The sequence below is a fragment of the Polymorphospora sp. A560 genome (genome assembly GCF_045781765.1).
In the GTDB taxonomy this organism is placed as follows: domain Bacteria; phylum Actinomycetota; class Actinomycetes; order Mycobacteriales; family Micromonosporaceae; genus Polymorphospora; species Polymorphospora lycopeni.
Genome location: NZ_CP122282.1, coordinates 6,859,245 through 6,881,200, shown reverse-complemented (window position 1 = coordinate 6,881,200; position 21,956 = coordinate 6,859,245). Strand labels below are relative to the sequence as shown.

Sequence of the window (21,956 nt, the reverse complement as noted above, 5' to 3'; positions counted from 1 at the left end):
ACGGGCATGGCTGCTGGGTCCGTCTCCAGACGCCGCTTGCCCACGGCCGGCGGCGCCGCCGGCGTGCCCGCCGAGGTGGACCTGGCCGTCGTGGCGCAGACCTACGTGGACAGCCGTACGCCCCCCGGCGCCCCGGGCGGCCCCGCCCTCGCCCGGCTCGCCGACGTCGCCGTACGTCTCGACGCCGACTACTGCCGCGCGGTGGCCGAGTATTTCGACCGCGCCCCCATGCTCGGGCTCGATCCGCGGCTGACCGAACTCTACGAAGGACTGAAGGCCGAGAACCGGCGCCAGTTCCGGGCCATCGTCGACGCCGGCATCGAGGTCCGGCCGTGGTCGGCGCCGGGCCAGCCGTACCACGGCTCCCGGGAACTGATCACCGGCGTCCGCGAGACCGGCGTGCTCTACGTCTACCTCACCAGCTCCGGGCACGGGCCGGCCGCGCCGACCGGGTTCCACCCGCTGCGCGAGCCGTCCGGCGTGGTGATCGACGGCGTCGAGCTCAGCCACAACGACGTCTTCCGCGCGGTCCACGACATCTTCGGTCATGTCATGTTCGGCAACAGCTTCGGGCCGGTCGGCGAGTTCAAGGCGACGTACTGCCACCTGCACATGTATCCGGCCGAACTGCACCCGGTGCTCTTCGTCGAGCACGTCGGGCAGCTCTGCTGGTTCTTCTACGGCCCGCACCTGCGCGACCCGCGGGGGCGGCTGCCCGCACCCACCGAACCCGGCTACCGGTCGCCGGCCAGCCGGCCGTACGCGCAACAGAAGGTGTTTCCGTTCCCCCAGGGCTACATCGACCAGTTTGTCAGCATGTTCCACTACCGGGAGCCAGCATGACCCAGATGCAAGATTCCAGGTTGGACGACCGGCGGCTCGCGGCGGTCAGGCAGGACTTCCCGCTGTTGCAGTCAGGGGGCGGCTCGCTCGCCTACCTGGACAACGCCGCCACGACCCAGAAGCCCACCGCCGTGCTCGACGCGATCGTCGACTACTACCGCCACGCCAACAGCAACGTCGGCCGTGGCTACCACCGGCTGGGCCTGGCCGCCACCGAACTGTTCGAGCAGGCCCGGGAGACCGTACGCGCCTGGATCGGCGCGGAGCACCCCGACGAGATCGTCTTCACCAGCGGCACCACCGCCGCCACCAACCTGGTGGCCGAGACGCTCGGCCGGCGGCTCGTCGGCGCGGGCGACCAGATCGTGGTGACCGCGATGGAGCACAACAGCAACCTGCTGCCGTGGCGGCGGCTGTGCGAGCAGGCCGGCGCCGAACTCGTCGTCGTGCCGGTGAACGCGGCTGGCGTGGTGGAGACGGCCGACTTCGCCGCGGCGCTGGGCCCGCGGGTGCGGATCGCGGCCTTCTCCCACGTGTCCAACGTGCTCGGCACCGTCAACCCGGTCCGGGAGATGATCGCCGCCGCCCACCGGCACGACGTGGTGACCGTCGTCGACGGGGCGCAGGCGGTCCCGCACCGCCCGGTCGACGTACGCGACCTCGACGCCGACTTCTACTGCTTCTCCGGCCACAAGGTCTACGGCCCGATGGGTATCGGCATCCTCTACGGCCGGCGCGAACTGTTCGCCACGATGGGGCCGTACCAGGTCGGCGGCGGCACGGTGAAGGGCGTCTCGTTCGAGGAGCCGGTCGCCTACCAGCCACTGCCCAGCCGGATGGAGGCCGGCACGCCGGACGTCGCCGGCGCGATCGGGCTCGCCGCCGCGCTGCGCTACGTCGACGGCATCGGCTGGGACGCGCTGCGCGCCCACGACGCCGACCTGGTGCGCGGCGCGGTCCGCGAACTGGGCCGGCTGGACCGGGTACGGATCATCGGCGACCCCGGGCTCGACCCGAGCGGCATCGTCTCCTTCGCGGTGGACGGGCTGCACCCGTACGACGTCGGCGGCCACCTCGACCAGCACGAGATCGCGGTGCGCTGCGGCGTGCACTGCGCCAGCACCTTCCTGGACAGCCTGGGCCTGGTCGGCACGGTGCGGGTGTCGTTCGCCGCCTACAACACCTGGTCGGAGGTCGAGCGCGTGATCGAGGCGCTCGGCACCGTACGCCCCGGCTTCTGGACCACCGAGCAGCCCACCACCCGGTTCCTGTGAACCGCGACGAGAGGAGCTAGCGGCCATGGTTTCGGCACTGGAGACGGCGGCCGTACTGCGCCAGCAGCGGGCCAACTGGGACGCGGTCGCCGCCGGCTGGCGGACCTGGACGGTGCCGTTCGAGCGGGGCGCCGCCGTGGTGACCGACCGGCTGGTCGCGCTCGGCGGGGTGGCGTCCGGCCGGCGGGTGCTGGACCTGGGCACCGGGGCGGGCGAACCGGCGCGTACCGCCGCCGGGCTCGTCGCACCGGACGGTCGGGTGGTCGGCGTCGACCCCTCGCCCGTGATGATCGAGGCGGCCCGGGAGCGGTGCGCCGGGCTCGGGGTGGACTTCGTGGTCGGCGACGTCGCCGCGCCGGAACTCGCCGACCAGCGGTTCGACACCGTACTGGCCCGCTGGTCGCTGATGTTCGCCGCCGACCGGGTCGACAACCTCGCCAAGGTGCGGCGACTGCTGGTGCCCGGTGGTGTACTGGCCGCCGCCGTGTGGGGACCACCGCCGGCCGTACCCATGATCAGTCTGGGTTTCGCGGTCGTCTCCGCCGAACTCGCGCTGGCGCCGCCACCACCGGGACCCGGCCCGTTCACGATGGCCGACCCGGAGCAGGTGGTGGCGGAGTTCACCGCCGCCGGGCTGCGCGACGTCACGGTGCACGAGCAGGTCGTGCCGTTCGTGCTCGACTCGGTCGACGACTTCGTCCGGTTCACCCGCGACGTGCTGCCGCCCCGGATGCGCCAGGTGATCCAGGAGCACCGCGGATCGGTCGACGACCCGGCGGTGTGGGCGGCGGTCGGGCGGGCCGCGCGGCGGTTCGTGAACGGGGACGGCCGGGTCGAGTTGCCGTCGACGGCGTACTGCGTGCGGGCCGTCGCGCCGGGGGCGGGCGGATGAGGTTCGACACCCGGCTGGTGCACGTCGGCCAGACCCCGACCCCCGGAACCGGGGACGTGGTCCCGCCGCTGCACCTGGCGACGACGTACGAGCGGTCGGCGCAGGGCACGCCCCGCTACTTCTACGGGCGGGGCGAGAACCCGACCCGGGAGGCCCTGGAGGCGGCGCTCGCCTCGCTGGAGGACGTCGAGCACGCCAGTGTCTACTCCTCCGGCCAGGCGGCCACCGCGACCGTGCTCTCGCTGCTGCGGCCCGGCCAGCGCCTGGTCGCCTCCGACGACGTGTACGGCGGCACCTGGTCGCTCATGCAGACCCTGCGCCGGTACGGCATACACGTCGAGCACGCCGACCTGACCGATCCGACGGTCGTGGCGGCGCTGTCCGACCCCGACCGGTTTCCCGACCTGGCGATGGTGTGGGTCGAGTCGCCGACCAACCCGCTGCTGAAGATCGCCGACCTGGCCGACGTGTCGGCCCGGGCCCACCGGCGGGACGCGCTCGTCGTGGTCGACAACACCGTGTGCAGCCCGGCGGGGCAGCAGCCGCTGCGCTTCGGTGCCGACGTCAGCGTCTACAGCACCACCAAGTCCATCGCCGGCCACCTCGACGTGATCGGCGGCGCCCTGGTCTGCGCCGACCCGGCGCTGCACGCGGCCTTCGTCGAACACCGCACCACCGCCGGGAACGTGCCCGGCGGGCTGGACTGCTACCTGGTCCACCGCGGCCTGAAGACGCTCTCGCTGCGGGTCGAGCGGCAGGCCCGGACCGCGCGGGTGATCGCCGAGGCGCTCACCCGGGAGCCGCTCGTCGGCCGGGTGCACTACCCGGGGCTCTCCGACCACCCCGGTCACGACGTCGCCCGCCGGCAGATGGCCGGCCCCGGCTCGATGATCAGTTTCGAGTACCGCGCCGACCCGGAGAAGCTGATGACCCGTACCGGGCTGTTCGCCTGCGCGGTCAGCCTCGGCGGCGTGCGGTCGCTGATCGAGTGCCCGGCGCTGATGACCCACCGGCCGATTCCCCGCGAGGTCCGGTTGCGGTCCGGCGTGACCGACGACCTGATCCGCCTCTCCGTCGGCATCGAGGACCCGGCGGACCTGCTGGAGGACCTGCTCAGCGCGATCCGGGCCGGCTGACCGGCCGTCCCGGCGGGACGAAGGAGGACGTCGAGGTGACCACAGACACGGCCGGTACGGAGCACCGGGTGCCGGAGGGGACCGGCGGATCGCTGGACGACCCCACGGTCTGGCGCCGGATTCGCGAGCTGTTCCTGCTCGACCCGTCGACCGTCCACCTCGACACGGCCACCGTGGGCTCACCGCCCCGGGCGGCCCTGGACCGGCTGGGGGTCGCCGACCGGGAACTCGCCCGCGTCCCGCGCGACCCGTACGACGACAGCGCCCTGGTCGACGTGCGGACCGTCCTGGCCGGCGGCTACGGCTGCGCGCCGGACGAGATCTGTGTCGCCGGCAGCGCCATCGACGCCAACACGAGGGTCCTCAACGGACTGGAGCTGGCCGAGGGCGACGAGATAGTCAGCACCGACCACGAGTGCTTCACCATCCGTACCCCGCTCAACGCGCTGGTCAACCGGCGTGGCGTGGTGGTCCGCCGGGCCGCGCTGCGGGTCGGGCCGGAGCAGCGGGCCGAGGACATCGTCGCCGCCTTCGCGGCCGCCATCGGGCCACGTACCCGGGTCCTCCAGTGGCCGGCGGTGAGCCTGACCACCGGGACCGTCTTCCCCAGCCGGCTGCTGGCCGAACTCGCCCACCGGCACGGCCTGGTGTCGGTGGTCGACGGTGCGCAACTGGCCGGGCAGCTCGAACTCGACCTGCACGCGCTCGGGGTGGACTTCCTGACCGGGTCGGGGGCGAAGTTCCAGTGCGGCCCGCAGGGCACCGCCTTCGTCTACGCCCGCAACCGGGTGCTGCCCCGGCACAACCCGCTTCCGCTGCCGGCCTTCTGGCCGGCGCCGTCGCTGGCGTACCCGGCACAGGGTGGCCTGCCGCCGCGCACCACCACAACCGAGCCCGCGTACGACCTGGCCGACCTGATGCAGCGCGCCGACACCGTCGACCTGTCGCGGGCGGCCGCCCTGCGGTTGTCGTGTCAGCTCTGGGACCGGATCGGGCGGGCCGAGATCGGCCGGTACGTCCGTGCGCTCGGCGACCGGCTGCTGTCCGGTGTCGCCGAGCACTTCGGTACGGCGGCGCTCTACAACTCGGTCGAGGACGCCCGGCTGCGCTGCGGGATGATCGCCTTCACACCGTTTCCCGAGGCCGCTGACGGGCCCGCGGAAATGGCGCGGTACGGCGAGTTCGCCGCCCGGCTGCGCGACGAATACCGGATCGTGACCTCGGTGACCGGTTTCGCTACGCCGAACAATTCAGGTATGCGATTCGCAATACGCGTTTCGCCGCACCTTTACAACACTTATGACGAAATTGATTCGGCGGTGGCTGCGATGGCGGCCCTGGCCAGCCGGGTGAGCTGACCTGTAATGCCTGCTCACAGCCGAGTTGTGGAGCGGCGTGCGGACCGAGTTGACAGAAGCTGTCAATGAAACTTGACTGCTGCCAATATTCGATGATAATCAATTGGCAGTGGTTGGCTCACACTGGAGGACCACGTGTTGCAGAAAGCCAACAAGCCTGCGTCCAATGATCTCGGCGCGTTTCCCGTGCAGTCCTGGCCATTGCCGATGCGCATGGCCGACTTCGCGCACCGCGGCTTCCGGTGCACCCGCCCGGAATCCCGCGCGCTGCTCGAACGGCACGCCCGCAGCTTCCTCACCGGCTTCAACCTCGCCGCCCGCAACCGCGGTGATCTGCACGGCCCGCTCGCGGCGGTCACCGCCGAGGAACGCGGGTTCGCGTACGAGGGCGCCGCGATGTTCGCCTCCATGCTCGACGTCGTACCGGCCCGCCGGCAGGCCCTGAGCCGGCTGCTCGCCGGCCCCGGCGACGGCTACACCCACCTGATCCACGTCGGCGCCGGCTGGACCTTCGCGCCGATGCGGCTGCCGCTGCCCAGGCTGCCGGTGGCCCCGCTGCTGCGCTGGCTGGCGCTCGACGGCGCCGGCTTCGCCGAGACGTTCTTCGGCGGGCCGGCGGCGCTGACCCGGCGCTGCGCGCGCCACAGCGGCGAGCGCTGGGAGGCCGTCGTCGCCGGCTGCGGGCGGGCGCTGTGGTTCCTCGAGTCCGCCGACGTCGACGGCATCGCCGCCGCGATCGAACGGCAGCCGTTCGCCGCCCGCGCTCCGCTGTGGAGCGGCGTCGGGCTGGCCTGCGGCTACGCCGGCGGGGTCAGTGAAGAGGAGATGGACCGGCTGCCGGTCCACGCCGGCGTGCACGCCGCGCACCTGCGCCAGGGCGTCACCTTCGCCGCCGGCGCCCGGGTCCGCGCCGGCATCGTTCCCGCGCACACCACGCTGGCCTGCCAGCGCCTGGTCGGCGTCTCGGCGGAGACCGCCGCCGGCTGGACCGACACCGACGCCGAAGACCTGCTGACGTCGACGGAACTGCCCGCGTACATGGAGTGGCGGGCCAGGCTGCGCCGCCGCTGCGACGCGCGCTTCTGACATCCGGTGCTGCCCTCGAGGAGGTAGACAGACATGCCGAAAGCCCTACGGCTTGCGCTTGCCCCGGTGTTGGGGGTGGTGCTGTGCGTCGCGCTCGGGTTGCTGGTCAGCCGACCAGCGCTCGGTGACGCCGAACGCGCCCGGACGGTGGAGCGCTTCGGGTTCGCCGTACAGAACCTCAACTCCACCCCGCCCGACGCGCGGTACATGCGGCCGGTCGCGCCCGCGTTGTGGGGGCTGCGGGCCTGGATCTCGGCCGTCGGCGCGGCCGTCGGCCTGGTCGACCTGACCGGGCAGGGCCGGGCCACCGACGCCTGCCTGGTCGACCCCCGCGACGACTCGGTCACGGTGCGGCCGGTGCCCGGCGCGGGCGGGCCGGCGTACGCCCCGGTCGAACTGCTCCCGACCGGGCTGCCGTACGACGCCACGATGGCGCCGATGGGCTGCGTGCCGGCGGACCTCGACGAGGACGGCGACCAGGACATCATCGTCTACTACTGGGGCCGCACGCCGGTGCTGTTCGTCAACACGGCCGGCCCCGCCACGACCCCGACCGCGGCCACCTTCCGGGCCGTCGAGATGGTCGTACCGATGCAGGTCTGGAACTCCACCGGCCTCAACGTCGCCGACGTCGACGGGGACGGCCACCTCGACGTGATGGTGGCCAACTACTTCCCGGACGAGGGCAAGGTCCTCGACCCCGCCATCACCAACGAGGCCCGCATCGCGATGCAGGACTCGATGGCGCTGGCCGCGAACGCCGGCATGAACCGTCTTTTCCTGGCCCGGCCGACCGGCCAGCCGGACACCCTGCCCGTGCTGACCGACGCCTCCACCGCCATCCCGGAGCGGGCCGGCACCTCGTGGACCCTTGCGATCGGCTTCCAGGACCTCACCGGCGACCACCTGCCGGAGGCCTACCTCGCCAACGACTTCGGCCCCGACCACCTGCTGGTCAACCACTCCACGCCCGGCAAGGCCCGGTTCGAGGCCGTGATCGGCGACCGGGACATGGTCACCCCGAAGTCGCTGGTGCTCGGCCGGGACTCCTTCAAGGGCATGGGCATCACCTACACCTACGACCGGGGCAGCGAACTGCCGATGATGGTCGTCAGCAACATCACCCACCCCTTCGGACTGCACGAGAGCAACTTCGCCTTCGTGCCCGACGGCAAGGGTGAGGACCTGCTGCGCGGCAAGGTGCCGTTCCGCAACGACAGCGAACGGCTCGGCCTGTCCCGGTCCGGCTGGGGCTGGGACGTCAAGTCCGGCGACTTCGACAACGACGGCGTCGACGAACTGGTCCAGGCGACCGGCTTCATCAAGGGCGAGGTCAACCGCTGGCCGCTGCTGCAGGAACTGGCGATGGGCAACGACGGCCTGACCCGTTTCCCGGTGTCCTGGCCGGTGTTCGGCCCCGGCGACGACCTGTCCGGGCACCAGCACAACCCCTTCTGGGTACGCGGGTCCGACGGCCGCTACACCGACCTGGCCAAGGATGTGGGCCTCGGCGCGCAGGACGTGTCCCGGGGATTCGCGTTCGGCGACGTCAACGGCGACGGCAAGCTCGACATGCTGGTGGCCAACCAGTGGGAGGACTCCCGGGTCCTGATCAACGAGGGGCCGGCCGGGCCGGGCGCGTTCCTGCGGCTGGAGATGCCGGCCGGTGCCGGCACCCGCCCGGCGATCGGCGCCAAGATCGAGGTGCACGACCCGGAGGGCGTCCGCCGGACCCAGTTCTTCCCGGCCAACGGGCACGCCGGCGTCTCCGCCGCCGAGGTCTCCATGGCCCTGCCGTCGACCGGCGCGACCCGGGCGACCATCACCTGGCGGGCCGGCACCACGGTGCACCGGGCCGACGTCCAGCTGACCGCCGGCCGGCACACGATTCTGCTCACCCCGAACGGAACGGCGGAACTGCGATGACGACGACGGCCGCACCCCCCACCAGTACGCCGGCCGACAGGCCGGAGCCGGTCGGCGGCACCACCACCGAACCCGCCGCCGCGGCGGCCAAGCCACCGACCCCGCCCCGGGTCAAGGCGCTGCAGCGGTTCGCGCTCTCCATCACCGTGTTCAACATCGTCGGGCACCTCTTCCTCGGCTTCGAGCAGTCGCCGATCACCCCGATCCTCGCGCTGCTCGGCAGCTACACGACCGCCCTGCTGATGGAATGGGTCGACAGCAGGGCACACGGCCGGGTGCCGGAGTTCACCGGCGGCACCGGCAACCTGGTGACGTTCCTGCTGCCGGCGCACATCGCCGGGCTCGCCTGCGCCATGCTGCTGTGGGGCCACGAGTCGATCTGGCCCTACCTGTTCGCGGTCACCGCCGCCAACGCCAGCAAGTACGTCATCCGGCTGCGCGAGAACGGCCGGCTGCGGCACATGCTCAACCCGTCCAACGCCGGTATCGCGCTGACCCTGGTGGTCTTCCCGTGGGTCGGCATCGCCCCGCCGTACCACTTCACCAACAACATCTCCGACACGCTGGACTGGCTGCTCCCGCTCGCGGTGCTCGGCGCCGGGACGATGCTCAACGCCGGGCTGACCAAGAAGATCCCGCTGATCATGGCCTGGGTCCTCGGCTTCGCGGCCCAGGCGTTCCTGCGCTGGCTGTTTCTCGACCACTCGCTGGTCGGCGCGCTGCTGCCGATGACCGGCTTCGCCTTCATCCTGTTCACCAACTACATGATCACCGACCCGGGCACCACGCCCAGATCCCGGCGCGGCCAGGTGATCTTCGGGCTGACCGCCGCCGCGACCTACTCGATCCTGGTCCTCGCCGAGGTCTCCTTCGGACTCTTCTTCGCCCTCGTCATCACCTGCATCCTGCGCGGCCTGATCCTCCTGTTCAGTCCGGCCCGCCGGGAGTCCAACCGGCGGGCGGCCGAGGCCGCCACGGCCGCAACCGCCACCGCCACGGCCGGCACCACCCCCGCCGCCCCGGTGGCCGAGCCCGCGAAGACAGTGGCCGGACCGCCGAAATGAGTACCGAACCGATCGCCATCGTGGGGATGGCCTGCCACTACCCCGACGCCACCGACGCCGGACAGTTGTGGCAGACCGTCCTCGGCCGGCGCCGAGCCTTCCGGCGACTGCCGGAACAGCGGCTCGGTGCCGGCTACCGGGGCACCCCGGACGAGGCGGACACGACGTACGTGACCCACGCCGGTCTCCTGCGGGACTGGTCGTTCGACCGGCAGCGGTTCGGGATTCCCGGACCGCTGTACCGGTCGGCGGACCTCAGCCACTGGCTGGCCCTCCAGACCGCCGCCGAGGTGCTCTCCGACGCCGGCCTGTCCGGACCCGACCTCGACCGGGCCGGGGTCGACCGCGACCTGGTCGGGGTCGTGCTCGGCAACTCGCTGACCGGGGAGTTCAGCCGGGCCGCCACGGTACGCGCCCGGCTGCCATTCCTGCGCGACGCCAGCGCCCTGGCCATGCGCCGCAGCGGGATCGAACCCGACCGGGTCACCGCCACCCTCGGCGAACTCGAACAACTCGTCGGCGACGCCTTCGCCGCGCCCAACGACGAGACCCTGGCCGGCGCCCTGTCCAACACCATCGCCGGCCGGATCTGCAACCACTTCGACTTCCACGGCACCGGCTACACCGTCGACGGTGCCTGCTCGTCCAGCCTGCTCGCGGTCATGACCGCCTGCCGGGCCCTGCGCGACCACGAACTCGACCTGGCCATCGCCGGCGGCGTCGACCTCAGCCTCGACCCGCTCGAACTCGTCGGCTTCGCCCGGGTCGGCGCGCTCGCCGTCGACGAGATGCGGGTCTACGACGCCAACCCGACCGGATTCCTGCCCGGCGAGGGCTGCGGGATGGTCGCGCTGATGCGGGCCTCCCACGCCGACCGGCTCGGCCTGCGCACGTACGCCACGATCGTCGGCTGGGGCACCTCCTCCGACGGCTCCGGCGGCCTCACCCGGCCCGAGGTGAGCGGCCAGACCCGGGCGCTGGCCCGCGCCTACCGGATGGCCGGCGTCGACCCGGCCGCGGTCGGCCTGATCGAGGGGCACGGGACCGGCACCGCCGTCGGCGACCAGGTCGAGATGCGGGTGCTGCGCCAGGTGCTGGAACGCGCCGGCACCCCGGCCGCCTTCGGCAGCATCAAGGCCAACATCGGCCACACCAAGGCCGCCGCCGGCGTCGCCGGACTGATCAAGGCGGCACTGGCGACGTACCACCGGATCCTGCCGCCCACCACCGGCTGCGAGGAGCCGCACGACCTGCTGCGCGGACCCGGCGTACCGGTCCGGATCCTCGCCGAGCCGCAACCGTGGACCGACCCGGAGCCGGTCGCCGGCGTCTCGTCCATGGGCTTCGGCGGGATCAACACCCATCTGGTCCTGCGCGGAGCCGGCAGCGGCGCCCCGCTGCCGGCACCCGCCGTCGCCCGCTGGGCGGCCCCGGTGCCGGAGTACGACATCGTGCTGCTGCACGGCCGCGACCGGGCCGACCTCGCCGACCGGCTCGACCTGCTGGCCGCCCAGGCCGACCGGCTCAGCGTCGCCGAACTGCACGACCTGGCCGCCACCTGCCACCACACCGGCGACCACGGCCCGGCCCGCGCGGCACTGGTCGCCGCCCGGCCCGACCAGCTCGCCGCCGCCGCCCGCCGGGCCCGGGAACTCCTGGCCGAACCCGTCGCGGTCGGCATCGACGAGCGGGCCGGGTGCGCGGTCGGCGTCGGCGCGCCGGCCCGGGTCGGCCTGCTGTTCCCCGGCCAGGCCGCGCCGGTCCGCGCCCGGCTGCCGTACTGGCTGGACCGGCCCGGCGTGCCGGTGGTCCCCGACGGGGTCGGGCTGCGCGACGGCGACGCCGCGACCCAGGTGGCCCAGCCGGCGATCGTCCGGCAGAGCCTCGCCGGCCTGGCCTGGCTGCACGCGCTCGGCTGCCGGCCGGTCGCCGCCGTCGGGCACAGCCTCGGCGAGATCACCGCACTGGTCCACGCCGGTGCCCTCGACCCGGTCGACGGGCTGCGGCTCGCCGCCGTACGCGGGCGGCTGATGGCCGACTACGGCCGGCCCGGCACCGGCATGGCCAACCTGGCCACCGACGCCGACCGGGCCGCCGCCCTGCTCGACGGCACCGGCGTGGTCGTCTCCGGCCGCAACGGCGCCCACCAGACGACGGTCGCCGGCCCGGTCCCGCGGGTGCGCGAGGTGCTGCGCCGGGCCGCCGCCGCGGGCGTCACCGGCGTCGAACTCGCCGTCTCGCACGGCTTCCACAGCCCGGCCATGGAACCGGTCGCCGACCCGCTCCGGTTCGCGCTCAGCGGCTTCACCTTCGGCGAGCCACGCGCGACGGTGGTGTCCACCACCACCGGCGCCCCGCTCACCCCGGCCACCGACCTCGCCGCCCTGCTGGTGGAGCAGCTGACCCGGCCGGTCGACTTCCTGGCCGCGGTGCGGGACCTGGCCGGCCGGTGCGACCTGCTCGTCGAGACCGGACCGGGCACCATCCTGACCCGGCTGGCCCCCGACTGCGGGGTGCCGCTGCCGGCCGTCAGCCTCGACTGCGGCGGCGGGCAGCGCCAGCACGCCATGGCGACCGCCGTACTCGCCGCCGCCGGCGCCGCCGACCTCGGCCCGTACTTCGCCGGCCGGGGCTACCGGCTGATGACCGCCGGGCAGCCGGTCGAACTGCTCACCAACCCGTGCGAGACGCTGCCGGTCGACGAGGTCGCCGACGTACGCCCACCGGCCCGCGCCGTCGCGTCCGCGCCGGCCGCCGCGCCCGTCGCCGAGGCCGCCGCACCGGTCACCACCGGCGGCGAGCCGCTGGCCGTCCTGCGCGAACACCTCGCCCGTACGCTGGAGTTGCCGGTCGCCGCCATCCGGCCGACCGCCGACCTCCTCGGCGACCTGCACCTCAGCTCACTGCAGGTGGTGCACACGGTGAGCGAGGTGGCCCGGATGCTCGGCCGCGACGTGAAGCTCACCCCGGTGCTGCTGGCCGGCGCCACCGTCGCGCAGGCGGCGGAGGTGCTCGCCAGCGCCGACCGGCCGGCAGCGCCCGTGGCGGCGCCCGACGCCCCGCCGGAGCCGCCGCCCGGCCCCCGGGTCTTCGCCCACCGCCTCGTCGAACACCGGACGCCGGACCGGCCCGCGCCCACCGTCGCCTGGCGGGTCGTCGCGCCGGACGGGCACTGGCTGGCCGAGCGGCTGGCCGCGCCGGACGACGTACCGGCGACCGGGCTGGCCGTGGCGCTGCCCGAGGTCGATCCCGGCGTGCCGAGCGACCACCTGGCCGGGCCGGTCGCCGAACTACTGGCCCGGATCGGCCGGGAGCGGCCGGAACGGCTGCTCGTGACGCACCACGGCCATCCCGCCGCCGCGGCCGTCGCCCGCAGCGCGGTCGCCGAGTACGGATGCCACGCCACCGTGGTCGAGCTGCCGGCCGACGCCCGGCCCGACGACCTGCCCGACCTGGTCGCCGACGGCTACCAGGAACTGCGGATCGGGTCCGACGGGAGCCGGCACCGGGTCGAGACCTCGGTCCGGGCCACCGGCGAGGGCGGCGACGCGCCGCTGCGCCCCGGCGACGTGCTGCTGGTCACCGGCGGGGTCGACGGCATCACCGCCGAGGCCGCGTCGGTGCTGGCCGAACGCAGCGGCTGCCGGCTGCTCGTGCTCGGCCGCACCGCCGCCGACGCCCCGGCCGTCGTGGCCGGCCTGGACCGCCTGCGCCGCCGCGCCCCGGCGACGTACGTCAGTTGCGACGTCACCGACGCCGACCAGGTACGGCGGACGCTGGCCGCGGCGGCGGCCGACGGGGTCGTCGCCGGCATCGTGCACGGCGCCGGGATCAACGAGCCCCGCCCGATGCCGGACGTGGACGCGGCGTCGCTGCACCGGGTGCTGCGCCCCAAGGTCGACGGCCTGCGGCACCTGCTCGACGCCGCCGGCCCCGACCTGCGGCTGGTCGTCGGCTTCGGCTCGATCATCGGCCGGTGCGGGCTGACCGGGCAGCCGGAGTACTGCGTCGCCAACGACTGGATGCGGCTGCTCGTCGAGCGGTGGGCCGCCGCGCACCCGGACCGCCGCGCCCTGGTGCTGGAGTGGTCGGTCTGGTCGGACCTCGGCATGGGGGTCCGGCTGGGCGCCGTCGACAGCCTCGCCCGGCGGGGCGTGGCGCCCATCCTCCCGGCCGACGGCTGCGCCGTTCTGCTCGACCTGGTCGGCGATCCCGGCGCCCCGGTCACGGTGACGGTCACCAGCCGGTTCCCGGCGATGCCGACGTTCGCCACCGCGACCGTCGAGGTGCCCGCGCTCCGGTTCGCCGAGAGCCGCCGCGACCTGCTGCCCGGGGTGGAGGTGGTGCTGGAGAACTCGCTCTCGCTCGGCGCCGACCCCTACCTCGACGACCACCGGCTGGACGGTACGGCGGTCTTCCCGGCCGTGCTCGGCCTCGAGGCGATGGCGCAGAGCGCCCGGTCGCTGCGGGGGCCGCGGCCGGTCTGGTCGGTGTGCGACGCGGAGTTCGCCGCCCCGATCACCGTTCCGGAGCGGGCGGAGCGGGCACTGCGCTGCTCGGCCGTCGGCGCGGCGACGAACCCCGACGCCGTCACCGTGACACTGCGCGACGACAGCGACGGCTTCGCCGCCGACCGCTTCCGGGGAACCGTCGACCCGCTGCCGCCGGCCGCGCCGCCCGACGCCGAGGTCGGGCCGGCACCGGCCGGTGCGGCGCCGCACCCCTTCTACGGCGACCTGCTGTTCCACAGCGGACGGTTCCGCCGTCTGGTCGGCTACGACCGGCTGTCCGCGTTCGAGGTACGGGCCTGGGTGGGCGCCGACCAGGCGGGCCGCTGGTTCTCCGCGTTCCACGGCGACGAGTTGCTGCTCGGCGACCCCGGCCTGCACGACGCCAGCATCCACGTGCTGCTCGCCTGCGTACCGCACCGGCGGGCGCTGCCGGTGGGGGTGGACCGGTTCACCGTGTGGCACCGCCCGGACGGCCCGGTCCTGGTGACCGCCGTCGAGCGCCGGCACACCGCCGACGACTACGTCTACGACGTCGAGGCCCGGGACGCCGCCGGCCGGGCGGTCGCCGCCTGGGAGGGGCTGCGGCTGCGCGCGGTGGGCCGGCCCCGGCCCGGTCCGCTGCCGGTGGCGGCGGTCGGCCCGTACCTGGCCCGCCGGCTCATCGAGTGCGGGGTCGCGGACACCGTAGACCTGTCCTCGGCACCGTCCGGCGCCGGCGTCCCGGGAGTGCTCGGCGCGGTCGCCGGCGGACCGGTCGGCCTGGAATGGCGGTGGGCCACCGACGAGGTACCGGCCACCGACGACGCCCCGGCCGGCGAGGGGGAGGGGTGGCAGCACCAGCTCGCCCGGGACGTCGCGGACAAGGCCGACGAACCCTTCGCGCAGGCGCTCGGGCGCGTCACCTCCGCCTGGGCCGCCCTGCGCCAGCTCACCGGCGGTACGCACGACCAGCCGCTGCGCGTCGACATCGTGGTCGACCCCGGCACCGTCGTACTGCGGGCGAACGGCACGCAGGTGCTGACCGCGCGGATGTCGCTGGTCGGCGCCGACCGGCCGGCGATCGCGGCGGTCGCGGTGGCCGTGGAGGGAAGGTGACATGACATGTCCGTGTACGTCTACCGGCACCTGGTGACCCTCGACGAGACGAACCTGGTGGGCAACGTCTACTTCGCCCACTACCTGCACTGGCAGGGGCACTGCCGGGAACGCTTCCTGGTCGACCACGCCCCCGGGGTGATGGCCGCGCTGAAGTCCGGGGAACTCGCCCTGGTCACCATCTCCTGCGGGATGGACTACTACGCCGAGTGCTTCGGGCTCGACCTGGTGGAGGTGCAGATGACCCTGCGCGACACCGGCGGCAACCGGATCGCGATGGACTTCAGGTTTCGCCGCGGTGACGAGACGGTGGCCGTCGGCCGGCAGACCGTCGGTTGCCTGCGCCGGGCCGAGCCGCATCCGGTGCCGGTCCCGGTGCCGGACGAACTGGTCCGGGCGGCGGCGGCGTTCCCGTCATGATCTTCACCGCGAAAACCTGTAGCTGCCGGTCCCGGCGTACGCGGTGGTCCCGATTCGCCCGGCCAGCCGCGGTCGCGCTGCCGGCAACGGCTGGATCTGTCCGGCGACCGTCACGTCATGGTTCTACCTGAATCATTTCTGTGATTGACTAACTACCCCTTTGAGGAGCAGATCAGAAAGTCGCCGGGCGCACGTCCGGCCGATCCGCGTGGGTGCGTCACGGGGCGCGGCCAGACCGGGCACGGTGGACGGTCGGTGGCCGGACGGCACGTGGTCCGCCCGCGCGACCGGCCGGGGGCGTGCCGATCGTTGGAGGGCAGGTCGTTGGTGGACAGGACGCTGGCGGGCAGGATCGCCGTCGTCGCGGGTGCGACGAGGGGCGCCGGCCGGGGCATCGCGGTGGAGTTGGGGGCGGCCGGTGCGACGGTGTTCGTCGCCGGGCGGTCGACCCGGCAGGCGCCGTCGGCGATGAACCGGCCGGAGACGATCGAGGAGACCGCCGAACTGGTCGACCGGGCCGGCGGGCGCGGCATCCCGGTCCGCGTCGACTTCTGCGAACCGGCGGAGGTCGACGCGCTGCGCGACCGGATCCGGTCCGAGGTCGACGGGCGGCTCGACATCCTGGTCAACGACGTCTGGGGCGGCGACCCGCTGGTCGAGTGGGGCAAGCCGTTCTGGGAGCACGACCTCGACCGGTCGCTGACCGCCTGGCGCAACGGCGTGCAGAGCCACCTGGTGTCGCTGCACCGCCTCGTCCCGCTGCTCATCGACCGGGGCGGACTCCTCGTCGAGATCACCGACGGCGACCGTGAGGACTACTACGGCTCGCTGTTCTACGACGTGGTCAAGGCCAGCGTCCGCCGTCTCGGCAAGGTGCTGGGCGAGGACCTCGGCAAGCACGGGGTCACCGCGGTCTCGCTGACGCCCGGCTTCCTGCGCTCCGAGGCGATGCTCGAGGGTTTCGGCGTCGCCGAGGGCAACTGGCGGGACGCGGCGAGGAAGGACCCCCACTTCGCCATCTCCGAGACCCCGCACTACGTCGGCCGGGCGGTGGCCGCACTGGCCGGCGACGAGAAGGTCGCCCGGTGGAACGGGCAGGTGCTGTCCTCGTGGCAGCTCGCCAACGAATACGGGTTCACCGACGTCGACGGGTCCCGCCCCGACTGGGGGAAGTACCGCGTCGACGTCTTCGAGAACGGTCGCAAGGACGTCGATCCGGAGGACTACCGATGAGCGCAGAGGTCACCAAACCCCCCACGGGTGGCACCGCACCGTCCGGGGCAACCGACACCGATTCTGGCGGCGGCGGCGGGCTGCTGCTCTGGGTGCTCTGCCTGGCCCAGTTCATGCTCATCCTCGACGTCGCCGTGGTCGCGGTGGCCATGCCCACCGTCCAGGGCGACCTCGGCATCGCCCCCGGCGACCTGATGTGGATCGGCACCGCCTACTCGCTGACCTTCGGCGGCTTCCTGGTCGTCGCCGGGCGGCTCGCCGACCTCCTCGGTGCCCGGCGGATGGTGCTGATCGGCCTCGCGGTGTTCGCCCTCGGCTCGCTCGGCTGCGGCATCGCCGTCAACGGCTGGACGCTCTTCGTCTCCCGGGCGCTGCAGGGCATCGGCGCGGCGATGATCTCGCCCGCCGCGCTGTCGCTGGTGATGACGAGCTTCGGCGAGGGCGCCGGCCGGGCCAAGGCACTGGGCATGTGGGGCGCCGTCTCCGCCGGCGGTGGCGTCGTCGGGCAGCTGCTCGGTGGTGTCCTCACCGACCTGGCCTCGTGGCGGCTGATCTTCCTGATCAACCTGCCGTTCGCCGCGCTGGTGGTCTTCGCCGTGCTGCGCCAGGTCGCCGCCGACCGCCCCGGCCAGTCCCAGGGCCGCACCGACCTGACCGGCGCCGGCCTGCTCACCGGCGGCATGGTGCTGCTCGTCGCCGCGGCCGGGCAGGCCGCCAACGGCTTCGGCCCGTTCGTCGCGGTGAGCGCGCTCGCCGGGCTCGCCGTACTGGTCGTCTTCCTGCTCGTGGAACGGCGGGTGGCGAACCCGATCGTCCCGCTCGGCCTCTTCAGCAACCGGCACGTCAGCCTCGGCAACGTCATCTGCTTCGCCTCGGCCGGCGCCACCATGGGCACCGTGTTCTTCGCCGCCCTGGTCATGCAACAGGTGCTCGGCGCGTCGGCACTGGTGGCCGGCCTGTCGTTCGCACCCGTCTCGGCGGTCATCACGATCGTGGCGCTGAAGTCGGGCGCCGCCGTCGCGAAGTTCGGGGTGAAGGCCGTCCTGCTGGTGTCCGCGGCACTGAACGCGCTCGGCATGCTCCTGCTGGCCAGTGCCCCCGCCGACGGCAGCTTCCTGCTGAACGTCGTACCCGGCCTGGTCGTCTTCGGCATCGGCGGCGGCCTCGGCTTCGCGCCGGCGATGTTCGTCGCGACCACCGGGGTCGCCAACGAGCAGCAGGGTCTCGCCTCCGGGCTGCTCTCCACGGCGCAGCAGATGGGTGGCGTCGTCGTGCTGGCCGTCCTCAACCTGATCGTCGTACGGGTGATCGTGGCCAACGGCGGGCCGGAGTCGGCGGAGGCGGCCATGGCCGGCTACCGGACCGGCTTCCTGTCCGCGCTGGTGCTGCCCGCCCTCGTGGCGATCTGCGTGCTGGCCCTGCCCCGCCAGCCGGCGCCGCCGGCACCGGTCAGCCCGGCCCCGGCCCCGGCCGGTCCGGCCGACTGACGGCACCACACACGCGAAAAGGTGGGGTGGTCACCTCGGTGACCACCCCACCTTCGTCGTACGGTCAGGTGAACACGTGCGGGGCGGGCTCCTCCTCCGCGGTGACCTCCGGGCTGAGCCGGCCGTAGCAGCGGGAGAGCCGCAGCACCGGATCCATCAGCGTGCTGTCGACCCGGCCGTCGCGCCACACGCCCGGCTCCACGTGCACGTGCACGACCCGGCCCAGCACCAGGTTGCCGTTGCCGACCGGGTGGATACCGGCGACCTCGCACTCCATGTGCGCCTTCGCCTCCCGGACCCGGGGCGGCCGGACCCGGACCGACGGCACGGGGGTCACCCCCACCTCAAGAAACTCGTCCTGGTCGGGGCCGAAGTGTGCGCCGGAGTTGTCGAGCTGCTCCAGCAGCCCCTGGTCGGCCAGGTTCACCACGAACTGGCCGGTGGCCCGGATGTTGCGCAGCGTGTCCTTCTCCCCGATGGAGCTGAACGCGACGTGCGGCGGGTGGTCGGCGACCAGGCTGAAGTACGAGTACGGGGCGAGGTTGCGCCGGCCGGCGGGCGACACCGTGGAGATCCAGGCGATCGGCCGGGGCACCACCAGCGAGGTGATGAGCTGGTAGACGTCCGGCTTCGACCAGTCGGCCGGATCGACTTCCAGGGGCTCGTCCAGTTCCCTGGGGGCGAGCGCGGGCTGGATGGTCATAGCGACTCCAATCGGCGGGTCAGCGCGACATCCGGGTCAGCCACCGGTCGCCGAACTGCATCAGCGGGCAGTAGTTGGCGGCCCTCATGTGGCGCATCTTCCGCAGGGTGCTCGTCGCGTTCTGGGTCGTCGTACCGGGCTGGACCAGGGACCGTTCCCCGCCGACCAGCACGGCCGCGAGCGTGATGTGCCGTTCGAGGTCGAGCAGGTCGGCCTCCAGCACCTCGTCGCGGGCGTCGGCCAGCTCGGGGCGGGTCAGCATCAGGTCGGCGTACGGCTCGGGCACGGCGGTGATCAGTTCCTCGACCGCGGCCCGGTAGCGGCGGTGCTCGATCTGCATGACGCCGGTGAGGTTGATCGGCACGTACGGCGGCGACATGGTCGGGCGGACCACGTCCTGGTAGTACTTCGCCGGCATCGCACCACTGTGGATCATCGCGGCGGTGAAGCCGCGGATCAGGACGGCGGCGTCGGCCAGGGCGGCCGCCGCGGGCCCGTCCGCGCCGGCCCGGGTGTGCTCCACCGCCCGGTGGATCAGCGCGGCGGCGTAGACGTTGAGCACGAAGTAGTAGTGGTGGACCAGGAACCAGCGGTCCATCCAGTCCCCGTCCGGCCGGTACGCCGCGGCAGACTCCGCCAGGTTGTCTGGCGCCGCCATGTCGGCGGCCGTACCGTTTGGCGCCGCCGTGCCGGCGGCCGTACCGTTCGGCGCCGCCGTGCCGGCGGAACCGTTCGGCGCCGCCGGCTGGGTCGGCGGTGGTCCGGCCGGTACGTCGACCGGGGGGCCGTCGGGGGTCGAGCCGTTCGTCCCGCCGGCCGACGCCGGCCGCAGCAGCCGGAAGAGCAGCGACATGCTGGCGACCTCGGCGAGCACGTCGTTGATCTCCAGCATGGTGAGGCGGAGGTCGGCGAGCGTACGGAACACCGCCACGGCGGTCTGCGCGGCCTGCTGGTGCGGTGTCAGCGGGGTGTGCCGGACCCGGAAGTAGTCGGAGTGCACCGGGACCGGGGGCGGCAACCGCCACGGCTCCTCGACCGGGGCGATCGCGTCGAGCCGGGCGGCCAGCGCGGCGGTGCTGTCCACGGCGAACTCGAAGCGCCGGGCGACCTCGGTGCTGTTGCCGCCGCGCTGCATGGCGTCCATCAGCATGCCGAGGCTGGCCTCGGCGCTGGCCCACACCGCGCGGGTCGACGCGTCGAAGCGGGCCCGTTCCCACTGCACCGGATAACCGACCACCAGCAGCGGTACGCCGCCGGACGGGGCGGGCTCGGCCGGGTCGACCATGACACTGCTCCTCATCGCAGAGGCGGGGACGCGCCTGAGGCCCGTCCCCGCCGAAATCTGAACCGACGTCTCAGCTTCCGACCGGCACCGCACCGGTCAGGCTCAGCGGGATGCTGGAGTGGCCACGCAGCGTGGCGTTCTCCCAGAAGTGCGTCTCGCCGCTGACCCGCAGATCGGGGTAGCGCTTGAGGACCGCGGTCAGGGCGACCCGTCCCTCGATCCGGGCGATGATGTTGCCGAGGCAGGAGTGGGTGCCGCGGCCGAAGCCGAGGTGCGGGTTCGGCGCCCGGTCCATCACCAGTTCCTCGGGCCGGTCGAAGCGCGCCGGGTCGCGGTTGGCGGCCGCCAGAACGATGACGACCATGTCGCCCTTGCGCAGCCGGGCCCCGCCCAGCGTGGTGTCCTCGGTGCAGACCCGGCTGACGACGTGGACCGGGCCGGAGAACCGGACCAGTTCCTCGACACCGGTGTCGACGTCCGACCACATCCGTTCGAGCGCGTCGGGGTTGGCGAGCAAGGTGGTCAGGGCGTTGCCGAGGAACCGGGCCGGTACCTCGAAGCCGGCGTGCCAGAAGGCCCGCAGCGAGTTGAAGAGCACGGCGTCCGGGTAGTCGACCTTGGCGCGGTTGGTGGCGACGTACCCGGAGATCCCGTCGGCGGGTCCGGTGGCCAGCCAGCGCGCGACGAAGTCGCTGAAGTGCTGCCGGGCGGTGAGACCGGCCTCCTCGCTGTTGGGGTCGAGGCCGGCGTCCATGCTGCGGTGCAGCTCGTCGTTGCGCTGCCGCCACTCCTCGTCCTTCTCCGGCGGCGGCATCCCGACGAGATCGGAGATGGTGCCCAGGGTGAAGGGGGTGGCGTAGTCGCTGACGAAGTCGATGCTGTCGCGTCCGGCCAGGTCGTCGAGCAGCCGCTCGGCGCGTTCGACCGCGTTGCGTTCCAGGGCGCCGAGGTCCTGGGAGCGCAGCGCGTCGACGGCGAAATGGCGCAGCGGGGTCTGGTCCGGCGGGTCGAGGGTTTGCAGGCTCAGCAACGGCCCCGGCGTGGGAATCCCGACCTTGCGGAAATCCGCCGCGAAGACGGCCGAATTCTTCAGCGCCTCGAGGCAGTCGGCGTGCCGGGTCAGGATCCAGGCGCCCAACTGCTCGTGCCAGTGCACCGGATCCGTTTCGCGTAGCTGCCGGTAGACCGGGTACGGGTCGCGGATCGTGTGCGGGTCGAGCGGATTGAAGATTTCCTTCTGGGAGCTCACTTCGGTCTGCCGATCTGGCCGGCGGGGCGGCCGGTGAGAAGTTTCCGTGGCCGAGAAGTGGTGCGTGCGATCGAGTGGGCCGTGGCCCGGCCACGCCGGCCGGGCCACGGCGCACTACCCTAGTTTCAGTGCAGGTAACGCATGGCCTTCCCTCCTTTCGCGATGGCGGACCGGGGAAAGCCAGGGACGCGCCCACGCGTTACGGCACTTCGCCCCTGACGACTGAGCCGGATAATGCGAATCGATTGTCTACCTGGGCGAGGCGTAACTGGATTCTTCGGCCCGGTGCGCAAACGGGTCAAGCGGATCTGACAGATCTTTCTAATTCCTGAAAGCGAACGGTCCGGCCGTCGCGCGGTGTTCCGGAAACGAAGTGGCCAGGCAGAGAGTCAGC

The 21,956-nt window shown here is 73.1% G+C and carries 15 protein-coding genes; 12 read left to right on the top strand and 3 right to left on the bottom strand.

Going from position 1 to position 21,956, the window contains the following annotated elements; all coding sequences use genetic code 11:
- Nucleotides 1–6 precede the first annotated feature (6 nt).
- The 12 genes from QCD66_RS30930 (at nucleotide 7) to QCD66_RS30875 (ending at nucleotide 18,325) form a co-directional block, all read left to right on the top strand.
- Nucleotides 7–843, top strand: a complete 837-nt coding sequence (locus QCD66_RS30930) for a crotonobetainyl-CoA--carnitine CoA-transferase (protein WP_357533074.1) — start codon at nucleotides 7–9, stop codon at nucleotides 841–843.
- Between the two features lie 5 nt (nucleotides 844–848).
- Nucleotides 849–2,117: an aminotransferase class V-fold PLP-dependent enzyme gene (locus tag QCD66_RS30925; RefSeq protein ID WP_375735240.1), complete on the top strand. Its 1,269-nt coding sequence runs from the start codon at nucleotides 849–851 to the stop codon at nucleotides 2,115–2,117.
- Between the two features lie 25 nt (nucleotides 2,118–2,142).
- Entirely contained in the window at nucleotides 2,143–3,009 is an 867-nt protein-coding gene (locus QCD66_RS30920; RefSeq protein WP_364218349.1) for a class I SAM-dependent methyltransferase, read from the top strand.
- A complete protein-coding gene (locus QCD66_RS30915) occupies nucleotides 3,006–4,145 on the top strand; it encodes an aminotransferase class I/II-fold pyridoxal phosphate-dependent enzyme (RefSeq protein WP_364218351.1) in 1,140 nt (379 codons plus the stop codon). Before QCD66_RS30920 ends, QCD66_RS30915 begins: the two co-directional genes overlap by 4 nt.
- Before the next feature lie 35 nt (nucleotides 4,146–4,180).
- A complete protein-coding gene (locus tag QCD66_RS30910) occupies nucleotides 4,181–5,503 on the top strand; it encodes an aminotransferase class V-fold PLP-dependent enzyme (protein WP_375735230.1) in 1,323 nt (440 codons plus the stop codon).
- 135 nt (nucleotides 5,504–5,638) lie between these two features.
- Entirely contained in the window at nucleotides 5,639–6,589 is a 951-nt protein-coding gene (locus tag QCD66_RS30905; RefSeq protein WP_407566892.1) for a DUF1702 family protein, read from the top strand.
- A 33-nt stretch (nucleotides 6,590–6,622) separates the two neighbouring features.
- Nucleotides 6,623–8,515: an FG-GAP repeat domain-containing protein gene (locus QCD66_RS30900; RefSeq protein WP_375735231.1), complete on the top strand. Its 1,893-nt coding sequence runs from the start codon at nucleotides 6,623–6,625 to the stop codon at nucleotides 8,513–8,515.
- Complete coding sequence (locus QCD66_RS30895) at nucleotides 8,512–9,579, top strand: enediyne biosynthesis protein UnbU (protein ID WP_375735232.1); 1,068 nt, start codon at nucleotides 8,512–8,514, stop codon at nucleotides 9,577–9,579. The genes QCD66_RS30900 and QCD66_RS30895 overlap by 4 nt, the downstream gene beginning before the upstream one ends.
- A complete protein-coding gene (locus tag QCD66_RS30890; RefSeq protein WP_375735233.1) occupies nucleotides 9,576–15,185 on the top strand; it encodes an SDR family NAD(P)-dependent oxidoreductase in 5,610 nt (1,869 codons plus the stop codon). Before QCD66_RS30895 ends, QCD66_RS30890 begins: the two co-directional genes overlap by 4 nt.
- Before the next feature lie 6 nt (nucleotides 15,186–15,191).
- Nucleotides 15,192–15,605, top strand: a complete 414-nt coding sequence (locus QCD66_RS30885; RefSeq protein ID WP_357533057.1) for an acyl-CoA thioesterase — start codon at nucleotides 15,192–15,194, stop codon at nucleotides 15,603–15,605.
- A gap of 324 nt (nucleotides 15,606–15,929) precedes the next feature.
- Nucleotides 15,930–16,838 (top strand): SDR family oxidoreductase, encoded by a 909-nt coding sequence (locus QCD66_RS30880; RefSeq protein WP_375735234.1) that lies wholly within the window; start codon nucleotides 15,930–15,932, stop codon nucleotides 16,836–16,838.
- Complete coding sequence (locus QCD66_RS30875; RefSeq protein WP_364218365.1) at nucleotides 16,835–18,325, top strand: MFS transporter; 1,491 nt, start codon at nucleotides 16,835–16,837, stop codon at nucleotides 18,323–18,325. Before QCD66_RS30880 ends, QCD66_RS30875 begins: the two co-directional genes overlap by 4 nt.
- A gap of 64 nt (nucleotides 18,326–18,389) precedes the next feature.
- On the opposite strand, the gene QCD66_RS30870 is transcribed toward QCD66_RS30875, so the two are convergent.
- From QCD66_RS30870 to QCD66_RS30860, 3 genes are all read right to left on the bottom strand, one after another.
- Nucleotides 18,390–19,028, bottom strand: coding sequence for a flavin reductase family protein (locus tag QCD66_RS30870; RefSeq protein WP_364218367.1), 639 nt, complete (start codon nucleotides 19,026–19,028; stop codon nucleotides 18,390–18,392).
- Between the two features lie 19 nt (nucleotides 19,029–19,047).
- Nucleotides 19,048–20,313 carry a hypothetical protein gene (locus QCD66_RS30865; protein ID WP_375735235.1) on the bottom strand — a complete coding sequence of 422 codons (1,266 nt, stop codon included), beginning with the start codon at nucleotides 20,311–20,313 and terminating at the stop codon, nucleotides 19,048–19,050.
- A 70-nt stretch (nucleotides 20,314–20,383) separates the two neighbouring features.
- Entirely contained in the window at nucleotides 20,384–21,562 is a 1,179-nt protein-coding gene (locus QCD66_RS30860; RefSeq protein WP_364218371.1) for a cytochrome P450, read from the bottom strand.
- Nucleotides 21,563–21,956 lie beyond the last annotated feature (394 nt).